Origin of the sequence: Gordonia sp. i37 (genome assembly GCF_002043085.1) — a bacterium.
In the GTDB taxonomy this organism is placed as follows: domain Bacteria; phylum Actinomycetota; class Actinomycetes; order Mycobacteriales; family Mycobacteriaceae; genus Gordonia; species Gordonia polyisoprenivorans.
This window is the reverse complement of sequence record NZ_MVPX01000312.1, coordinates 1-8,873: the sequence shown is the minus strand read 5'-3', so window position 1 is coordinate 8,873 and position 8,873 is coordinate 1. Positions and strand designations below refer to the sequence as shown.

The window sequence follows — 8,873 nt, the reverse complement described above, 5'->3', positions numbered from 1 at the left end:
TCCGTGCCGCAGGCACTCCGACGATCGTCGTCACCCATGACCACACGGAGGCGGCATTGATGGCCGACTCCGTCGCGGTGATGCGCGATGGCGAGATCGTCCAGACAGCGCGACCGGCCGGTCTGTGGTCGGCGCCGGCGGACGAGTGGACGGCGCGATTCCTCGGGTGTACCACGATCATTGATGGCCGCAAGAAGCGAGAAGGTCTGGCCGACACCGTCTTCGGAGCACTTGCCGTCGATCTGCCGAAAACGGGCGCGAGGTTGGGTCTGCGGGCCGAGTCGGTGCTTGCCGAGCCGGCCGAAGATCGTGACACAGAGGAGAGCGACACGACATCGGGTGCAGTCGGCACGGCGATGGTTGTCGCCGACCTCCCCGGAGGTCCTCGCGTACGGGTGGCCACCGATCACGGTGAGATCGACGCGATCGGCGCCGGTGCGATCGCGGTCGGCGACCGGGTCCTGGTGCGGTTGATTCCCGACCGGGTCGCGGTGATCGGACGATGAGACGTCGGCACGTGCTGGCCGGCGCCATCCTCGACTCCTCGGGCACGCGGATATTGCTGGCGCGACGGGCGCGGCCGGTCGAATTGGCCGGTCTCTGGGAACTGCCCGGCGGAAAGGCCGAGGTGGGGGAAACCGACGAGGAAGCCTTGCGTCGTGAGCTCGCGGAGGAGCTGGGTATCGCCGTCGGCGTCGAGTTCGAGCTACGCGATCAGGTGGTGCTCTCCGACGAGCTGGTGTTGATCGCCCGCTGGGCGCGCGTGATCGCCGGCGAACCCACTGCGCGTGAACATCAGGCGGTGCGGTGGGTCGATGCGGAGGAACTGTCGACGCTGTGTGACGAGGGCCGCCTGGTCCCCGCCGACACCGTGTGGGTTCCGGAACTGGTGGCGCGGCTACGCCGCGCCTGATCCGCGCCGACAGCGCCCTCCACCTCACCGACAGCGCTCTCCACCTCACCGACGGCGCTCTCCACGTCGGCGATAGCGCTCACGGTGTTGCCGTCGGTGCCTGCGGACGGCGTTCGGCGTAGGAATTCTCGTAGGGTCGCCCCGCCATTGCCGCGAGTTCGATCATCAGGCGGTCGGTGGCGCTCCTTAGGTCGTCGTCTGCCATTGCCTGGTCGACGGGAACTGGGAATCCGATGACGATGTCGACCCGATGCGGGCGCCACATCAGACGACCCGGGGGATTTACCCGCTCGGTGCCGCGCAAGGCAATAGGGACCACCGGCGCGCCGGTTGCCCGGGCAACCCGCATCACGCCGGTATGGCCGCGGTGCACGCGGCCGTCGCAACTACGAGTCCCTTCGGGATGGATGGCCCACGCGCCACCTCTCGACACCAGGCTGGTCGCCGTGGCCAATGTGGTGGCGGCACGGTCGCCACCGGATCGATCGATGGGAGTCTGACCGGCCGCGAGAAAGAACCATCGCTGCATCCGCCCGCGCAAGCCCGGTCGGTCGAAGTACTCGCTTTTCGCGACGAAGGTCAACCGGCGGGGGAGGACCAGACACAGAAGGAGCGAGTCGATGAAAGCGCTATGAGTGGCCGCGACGATGACCGGACCAGTCGAGGGTAGGAGATCGCGGCCGACGATCCGAGGGCGACAGGTCACCAACAATGCCGGCCCGATCAGGACGTACTTGAACAGCCGGTACCACATGCGCATTTCCCCTGTGCTCGTCGATGAAAGGGCCGTTGAATAGACGTAGACACTGTCTACGCACCCATGGTAGACAATGTCTACATGGTTGCTGCCGAAGAAGAGAAACCCTCTGACACGACACGTTCTCGTCTGGTGGCGGCGGGAGTGGAGTTGCTCGAGAGTGACGGGCTCGCGGCACTGGGGGTGCGGGCGATCGCGAGGAGCGCGGGTGTGTCTCACGGTGCCCCACGACGGTACTTCCCGACGCATGCGCAACTCCTGGCCGCCGTCGCTCGTAGCGGACTCGACGACCTTGGTACGGAGATCGCGCCGGTACTGCGAGACCGCTCAACGCCTCCGCGGGATCGACTCGTCTCCGCGGCGAACGCGTACGTCGGCTTTGCCCGACGCCGGCGCGCGATGTTCGAGCTGATGTTCCGCCACGACATTCTCGACGGGGCCGGTGGCGACCTGCGATCGCTATCGGTACCCATGATCGCCGAATTGCACTCAGTCGTTGCGGAATTCGTCGGTGATCATCATTCGTGGACCGCCACCGTCCGTTTCTGGATGTCCATTCACGGGCTGGCCGTGCTGGTGGCCAATCGTGCGCTTGAACCGATGGCAGCGGTGGTCGAGATCGACGTCGAGGCGTTGGTGATCGGTGCGGTCGACGCCATCGCGTAGTCGCTCCGCGTGGTCACAGCGCTGTCGGCGTTGGGACGGGCGCTGTCGGCGTTGGGACGGGCGCTGTCGGCGAGGGATCGGTCAGGCGGCCCGTGCCTTCTTGAGGGCCTTGCCGAGGTCCTTCTTGCTCATCGAGTCGATGTCGAGTTTGCGCATTCGCGCGATGACGACCGGGCAGCGTACGCAGCGGGTCTTGGAGCGACAACACTTCTTCTTGGGCTTGAGGTCGGCGACCTTTGCCGGGTTTTTCGTGCCCATGCGGTGACGCTAGCACCGGCTGTTCACCCACTGACACTCCGCTGTGATCGCGGTCTCTCCCGCGGACCCGATACGCTGTTAGCCGTCGTCAGTCTGCCGGCGCCGGTTCCGCGTGCGCCGAGTGACCGCCCCCGTACACGAAAGAGATCTCAGTGAGCCCTGCTCCCAACTTCCGCAACGTCGCGATCGTCGCGCACGTCGACCACGGCAAGACCACGTTGGTCGATGCGATGCTCCGACAGTCCGGGGTGTTCGGCGAGCGCGCCGAGCTCGTCGACCGCGTGATGGATTCCGGTGACCTGGAGCGCGAGAAGGGCATCACCATCCTCGCCAAGAACACCGCGGTCCACCGTCGTCAGCCCGACGGCACCGAGGTCGTCATCAACGTCATCGACACCCCGGGTCACGCCGATTTCGGCGGTGAGGTCGAGCGTGGTCTGTCGATGGTCGACGGGGTCGTGCTGCTGGTCGACGCCTCCGAGGGCCCGCTGCCGCAGACGCGGTTCGTGCTGCGCAAGGCGCTCAGCGCGTCGTTGCCGGTGATCCTCGTGGTCAACAAGACCGACCGTCCCGATGCCCGTATCGCCGAGGTCGTCGAAGAAACGCATGATCTGTTGCTGGATCTGGCCTCCGACCTCGACGAGGAGGCCGCGTCGGCGGCCGAACAGGTGCTCGACCTGCCCGTCCTCTACGCCTCGGGTCGCGCCGGTATCGCCTCAACCGAGCAGCCCGCCAACGGTGAGGTGCCCGACGGGGAGAACCTCGACCCGTTCTTCGACGTCCTGCTCGAGCACGTGCCCGCCCCCAAGGGCGATCCCGAGGCGCCGCTACAGGCCCACGTGACCAACCTCGACGCTTCGCCGTTCCTCGGTCGTCTCGGGCTGGTGCGTATCCACAACGGCACCCTGAAGAAGGGGCAGACCGTCGCCTGGTGCCGTGCGGTCACCAAGGAGGACGGGACGCTCGAGCCCGTCATCGAACGCGCCAAGATCACCGAACTGCTGGCCACCGTCGGTGTCGAGCGCAGTCCGGCCGAATCCGCTGTGGCCGGTGACATCGTCGCGATCGCGGGCATCCCGGAGATCATGATCGGCGACACCCTCGCCGACGCCGAGAATCCGGTCCCGTTGCCGCGCATCACGGTCGACGAGCCGGCGATCTCGGTCATCATCGGCACCAACACCTCGCCGCTGGCCGGCCGGGTCAAGGGCCACAAGCTGACCGCGCGCATGGTCAAGGATCGACTCGACACCGAGCTCATCGGCAACGTCTCGCTGCGCGTCGTCGACATCAACCGGCCCGACGCCTGGGAGGTGCAGGGTCGTGGTGAGCTCGCGCTGGCCATCCTGGTCGAACAGATGCGTCGTGAGGGCTTCGAGTTGACCGTCGGCAAGCCGCAGGTGGTGACCCGCCGGGTCGACGGCAAGGTGCACGAGCCGTTCGAGCACCTCACCATCGACGTGCCCGAGGAGTACCTCGGCGCGGTGACCCAGCTGCTCGCCGCCCGCAAGGGGCGGATGGACCAGATGAACAACCACGGCTCGGGCTGGGTGCGCATGGAGTTCACCGTGCCCTCCCGCGGCCTGATCGGCTTCCGCACCGACTTCCTCACCGAGACCCGTGGTACCGGTATCGCCAATGCCGTCTTCGACGGGTACGCCGCGTGGGCCGGCGAGATCCGCGCCCGGCACACCGGGTCGCTGGTCAGTGACCGTGCGGGTACCGTCACGCCGTTCGCGATGATCCAGCTCGCCGACCGCGGCACGTTCTTCGTCAATCCCGGCGACGACACCTACGAGGGCCATGTCGTGGGCATCAACCCGCGTGCCGAGGACCTCGACATCAACGTGACCCGCGAGAAGAAGCTGACCAACATGCGGCAGTCGTCGGCCGATGTGATGGAGACCCTCGCCAAGCCGATGCATCTCGAGCTCGAGGGCGCGATGGAGTTCTGTGCCGCCGACGAGTGTGTCGAGGCGACTCCCGAGGTGGTGCGGGTGCGTAAGGTGCATCTCGATGCCACCCCCCGAGCCCGTGAGCGTTCGCGCGCCAAGACGCGGGATGCCGCGGCGGGCTGAGTCCCGTACGCGGTCGGGTGAACGTGGTCGTGGTCTGGGGGTGAGTGGATTCGTGATGGACGTGGGATGTGAGCGGTCGAGGCGGCGTCGTGTGACGCATTCGGCCGGGCGATCACTCCTGCTCGTCCTTACGGTCCTCGCGGCGGTGCTCGGGGTGGCGGCGTGTACCGCCAACCCGCCGCCGCCCGTGCGGGACACCGCGACCCCGCAGACGCCGACCGAATATCCCGACGGCAAGACGATCTACGTCGCCACTGACTCGATCGGCACGGGCTTCAATCCGCATCTGGGCGCTGACCAGAATCCGGTCACCACGGCCATCGCCGCGATGACCCTGCCCAGTGCGTTCCTTCCGGTGCAGACGCCCGACGGTGTTGTGTGGCAACGCAACGACGCGCTGGTGACCTCGGCGGAGGTCACCTCGACCGAGCCGTTCACGGTCACCTACCGCATCCACACCAATGCGCAATGGTCCGACGGTCTGCCGGTCACCGGAGACGATTTCAACTACCTGTGGCAGCAGATGTCGCGACAGCCGAATGTGGTGGCGCCGGCCGGTTATCGGCTGATCGACTCGGTGACCTCCAGTGCGGGGAGCAAGGTCGTCGAGGTCCGCTTCGCCCAGCCCTATCCGCGGTGGCGCGAGCTGTTCACCAACCTGCTGCCCAGCCACGTGCTGCGTGGCACCCCGGCCGGTTTCCAGACCGGCATGGACTCGGGAAAACCGGTGTCGGCCGGTCCTTTTCAGATCTTTTCGCTCGACCCCACCCGTGACGAGGTGCGGTTGATCCGCAACGACCGCTACTGGATGACGCCGTCGAAGCTCGATCAGGTGGTGTTGCGCCGGGCCGGTACCGACTCGCAGATGATCGATTCGATCCGTTCGGGTGGCTCGGCGCTGGCAACCGTCGGCGCGGGCCCGGCGACCGCGGCCGAGCTCACCGCGGTACCCGGGGTGACCGATCAGCGCGGCCCGACCGCGCGGGCCCTCACGGTCAGCGTCAACGCGCGTACCCCGGTGATGAATCGGGTGGAGGTGCGGCGCGCGATCCTGTCGATGATCGACACCAACCTCGCCACGCTCGCCGGTGCGGGTGAATGGGTGGTGCAGCAGTACGCCAACACCGTGTACGCACCGTCGGACCCGGGGTATTTCCCGGTGAACCGTCCACGCCCGGCTCCGCAGGCGATCGACGATCTGCTCGCCGCCGCGGGATACAAGCGCACGCCACCCGCTCCGGAGCCCCCGACATCCGGTACGCCCACCCCATCGGGTTCGGCCGGCCCGTCGAGTTCGGCGAGCCCGAGTAGCTCATCCGCACCGAGTAGCAGTACCCCGACGGCGGCGGCGCCCAGCGTCGCCCCGGTGCCCGACGGCGTCATCCCGTACGAGAAGGACGGCCAGGACCTGACGGTCCGGGTCGGGGCGATCAGCGGTGACCCCCGGTCCACGTCGGCCGCGGCGAACATCGTCGATCAACTGCGTTCCGCCGGTGTGCGCGCCGGGGTGGTGTCCCTGCCCAACAGCGACCTCTACGGCGTCGCGTTGACCGATTCACGCGTCGATCTCGTCGTCGGATGGACGGGGCTCGGTGTGCCCCCGGCGGCGGCGCTGGCCTCGCAGGTCGACTGCGATCAGCCCAAGCCCGGGACCGCGCCGTCGCTGTCGACACCCCCGACGCCCACCAGCGTCGCACCCAGCCAGGACGCGTCGGGGGCGACCACCGTGTACGCCAGCAACATCTCCGGGGTGTGCGATCCCGCGCTGATCTCCCTTGCCCGCGATGCGCTCTCGGCCGATGACCCGACGCCGATGCTCGCCGAGGCCGAACCGTTGCTGGCCGATCAGGCGATCTATCTGCCGCTCTACCAGGACAGCATGCTCGTGGGGGTGACGCCGGCGGTGACCGGTGTGCCGCTGTCCGGGCCGATCCAGACCTCCATCTACGGCACCGCCGCCACCTGGGACATCAAATGACCGAACCGTCCGAGTCGGCAGGACGCCGACTGCTGCTGCTGCACGCCCACCCCGACGACGAGACCATCATGACCGGCGGCACCATCGCCCGGTATCTCGACGAGGGTGTCGACGTGCGCGTGGTCACCTTCACCCTGGGTGAAGAGGGCGAGGTGATCGGTGATCGCTGGGCGCAATTGGTTGCCGACGGCGGTGCCGATCAGCTCGGCGGCTACCGCATCCTCGAATTGACCCGGGCCCTCGAGGCGCTCACCCCGCCCGGTCGGCCACCGCTCACCCCGCGATTCCTCGGTGGCGCCGGACGCTGGCGGGACTCCGGGATGGCCGGGACGCCGTCGGCGGAGCATCCGCGTGCACTGGCGCAGGGCCCGTTCGACGCGGTCGTCGCGGCGCTGGCCGACGAGATCGCCGAGTTCGATCCGCAGGTGGTCGTCACCTACGACACCGCGGGTACCTACGGACATCCCGACCACATGACGGTGCACGAGGCCTCGGTCGCCGCGCTACCGATCGCGTCGAGGCGGACCGGAACCGAGTACCTGGTGTACGAGTCGGTCACCGAGGCGAGCGCACTGCGCGCCGGTCTCGCCACGGCGGCCGACCGCGTTCCCGACGGCTGGCGGATGCCGCATGACACCGAACTGCCCAGCTACCCCGACGATCGGATCACCACCGCCATCGACGTCGGCGGGGTGTATCAGCGCAAGGTCGATGCCCTGGCCGCGCACGCGACGCAGGTGACGGTGGCGCCGTCGCGGACCGAATACGCCTTGTCCAACAACATCCTTCAGCCGATCTTCGACGTCGAGCACTTCATCTTGCGCAGCCCCGCACCGGAAGGGCCCGCTGCCCGCAACGACGATCTGTTCACCCCGCAACGCCGTCCCGCACAGGCGCGACCGTGACCCGCGTGCTCGACCGCTTCCTCCTCGCGATGCTGATCGTCGACGGTGTCGTGGTCGGGCTGGGATCGGTCGCGTTCTGTTACCTGCGGTTCTGGGGACAGCCAGTTCCGGTCATCGCCATCGTCGCCGGCCTGGTGAACGCGATACTGCTGTGGCTGGCCGCGCGCACCACCGACTCACCGCTGCGGTTCGCTCCGTTGGCCGCGTGGGTTCTGGTTCTGCTGGTCGCGGCGTTCACCGGTCCGGGTGGCGACGTGGTGCTCTACCTCGGTGGTACCACCGTTCCCGCGACGCTGATGTTGGTGCTGTTCGGCCTCGGCATCCCGGTGGCGCTCATCTGGTCGGGCCGGCTGCCACGTCCGGACGCCTGAGCGCCCCGAGCCACCCCGGGCGCCGGGGACCCTGCGGTTAGAGTGGGTCCATGGTTTTGCGCGCGTGGGCGACCGATCATCGGGCGCCCGTCGAGCGGGTCGCCGCGGCGCTGGAGCGGTTGTCCGCCGCCCCGGTGGGAACGCCGGCCGACCTCTCCGACGACGAGTGGATCGCGCTGCTCGGCGCCGACGGCGATCTCCTCGACGAGCTGTGCGCGCACGCCGACGCGGCCCGCCGTGCGGTCACCGACCCCGAGGCCCTCACCTACGTGGTGAATCGCAATCTCGACACCGCGGTGGCCGCGAGCCTGACCATCGACCCGTCGCTGGAGGATCTGGTCGTCGAGGCCCACGGGCTCGGGGCGACCGAGATCTGCATGCAGGGGCCACTGCCCGCCGATGCCCCGGCCGAGGGGTACCTGCGCCTGATCGAGCGGATCACCGCCGCGGCGCCGGTCCATCTGCACGCGTTCCGCCCACCGGAGATCCGCGACGCCGCCGCCCGGCTGGGCATCGACGTCGAGGAGTTCCTGCGCCGCGCACGCGGCGCCGGACTCGGTTCGGTGCCGGGGACCGCGGCGCAGATCCTCGACGACGAGGTTCGTGCGGTCCTCGCACCGCCCGGGACCGAGTACACCCGGGACGGGTGGATCGAGGTCATCTCCGCAGCGCACGAGGCGGGACTGTTTTCGACGGCGACGGTGTTGTACGGGCATGTCGAAACGCCGGGCCACGTCCTCGCCCATCTGCGGACCCTGTGCGGGATCCAGTCGCGTACAGGCGGGTTCAGTGAGCTCATCCTGATGCCGACGGTTGCCGACAACACCCCACCTCATCTGCGGTCGGTCGCGGTGGCGGGCGCTTCACGCCGCGAGACGCGGGCGATCCACGCCGTCACGCGGCTGGTCACCCTGGGTCGGTTCGACCACATCCAGGTCGCCTGGACC

The 8,873-nt window shown here is 68.4% G+C and carries 9 protein-coding genes and 1 pseudogene; 8 read left to right on the top strand and 2 right to left on the bottom strand.

Annotation, left to right across the window (positions count from 1 at the left end):
- Together B1964_RS15145 and B1964_RS15140 are read left to right on the top strand one after the other, a co-directional pair.
- Positions 1–506: pseudogene (locus B1964_RS15145) on the top strand (ABC transporter); the annotation flags it as partial.
- Positions 503–913, top strand: a complete 411-nt coding sequence (locus B1964_RS15140; protein ID WP_006367654.1) for an NUDIX domain-containing protein — start codon at positions 503–505, stop codon at positions 911–913. The pseudogene B1964_RS15145 and the gene B1964_RS15140, both read left to right, overlap by 4 nt.
- A gap of 79 nt (positions 914–992) precedes the next feature.
- On the opposite strand, the gene B1964_RS15135 is transcribed toward B1964_RS15140, so the two are convergent.
- Positions 993–1,673, bottom strand: coding sequence for a lysophospholipid acyltransferase family protein (locus B1964_RS15135; RefSeq protein ID WP_079930353.1), 681 nt, complete (start codon positions 1,671–1,673; stop codon positions 993–995).
- A 60-nt stretch (positions 1,674–1,733) separates the two neighbouring features.
- Here B1964_RS15135 and B1964_RS15130 point away from each other — a divergent pair, with 60 nt between their 5' ends.
- Positions 1,734–2,336 (top strand): TetR/AcrR family transcriptional regulator, encoded by a 603-nt coding sequence (locus B1964_RS15130; RefSeq protein WP_014360619.1) that lies wholly within the window; start codon positions 1,734–1,736, stop codon positions 2,334–2,336.
- Positions 2,337–2,417: 81 nt separating this feature from the next.
- Here the strand turns inward: B1964_RS15130 and B1964_RS30450 are convergent, their stop codons facing one another.
- On the bottom strand, positions 2,418–2,594 hold the full coding sequence (locus B1964_RS30450) for a hypothetical protein (RefSeq protein WP_006367651.1): 177 nt from the start codon (positions 2,592–2,594) through the stop codon (positions 2,418–2,420).
- A 152-nt stretch (positions 2,595–2,746) separates the two neighbouring features.
- Between B1964_RS30450 and typA the strand changes: the two genes are divergently transcribed.
- The 5 genes from typA to B1964_RS15105 all read left to right on the top strand — a co-directional run.
- A complete protein-coding gene (gene typA / locus B1964_RS15125) occupies positions 2,747–4,672 on the top strand; it encodes a translational GTPase TypA (protein ID WP_079930352.1) in 1,926 nt (641 codons plus the stop codon).
- 91 nt (positions 4,673–4,763) lie between these two features.
- Positions 4,764–6,650 (top strand): ABC transporter family substrate-binding protein, encoded by a 1,887-nt coding sequence (locus B1964_RS15120; protein ID WP_079930351.1) that lies wholly within the window; start codon positions 4,764–4,766, stop codon positions 6,648–6,650.
- Positions 6,647–7,555, top strand: a complete 909-nt coding sequence (mshB, locus tag B1964_RS15115; RefSeq protein WP_006367648.1) for an N-acetyl-1-D-myo-inositol-2-amino-2-deoxy-alpha-D-glucopyranoside deacetylase — start codon at positions 6,647–6,649, stop codon at positions 7,553–7,555. Before B1964_RS15120 ends, mshB begins: the two co-directional genes overlap by 4 nt.
- Positions 7,552–7,926 carry a hypothetical protein gene (locus tag B1964_RS15110; RefSeq protein WP_006367647.1) on the top strand — a complete coding sequence of 125 codons (375 nt, stop codon included), beginning with the start codon at positions 7,552–7,554 and terminating at the stop codon, positions 7,924–7,926. The genes mshB and B1964_RS15110 overlap by 4 nt, the downstream gene beginning before the upstream one ends.
- 50 nt (positions 7,927–7,976) lie before the next feature.
- The coding region (locus tag B1964_RS15105) for an FO synthase (RefSeq protein WP_079930350.1) at positions 7,977–8,873 on the top strand (897 nt) is incomplete at its 3' end.

Excerpts from the sequence above, each read along its gene's own strand:
- B1964_RS15135 (WP_079930353.1), bottom strand. The coding sequence starts at position 1,673 with ATGCGCATGTGGTACCGGCTGTTCAAGTACGTCCTGATCGGGCCGGCA.
- B1964_RS15140 (WP_006367654.1), top strand. The coding sequence starts at position 503 with ATGAGACGTCGGCACGTGCTGGCCGGCGCCATCCTCGACTCCTCGGGC.
- B1964_RS30450 (WP_006367651.1), bottom strand. The coding sequence starts at position 2,594 with ATGGGCACGAAAAACCCGGCAAAGGTCGCCGACCTCAAGCCCAAGAAG.
- mshB (WP_006367648.1), top strand. The coding sequence starts at position 6,647 with ATGACCGAACCGTCCGAGTCGGCAGGACGCCGACTGCTGCTGCTGCAC.
- B1964_RS15130 (WP_014360619.1), top strand. The coding sequence starts at position 1,734 with ATGGTAGACAATGTCTACATGGTTGCTGCCGAAGAAGAGAAACCCTCT.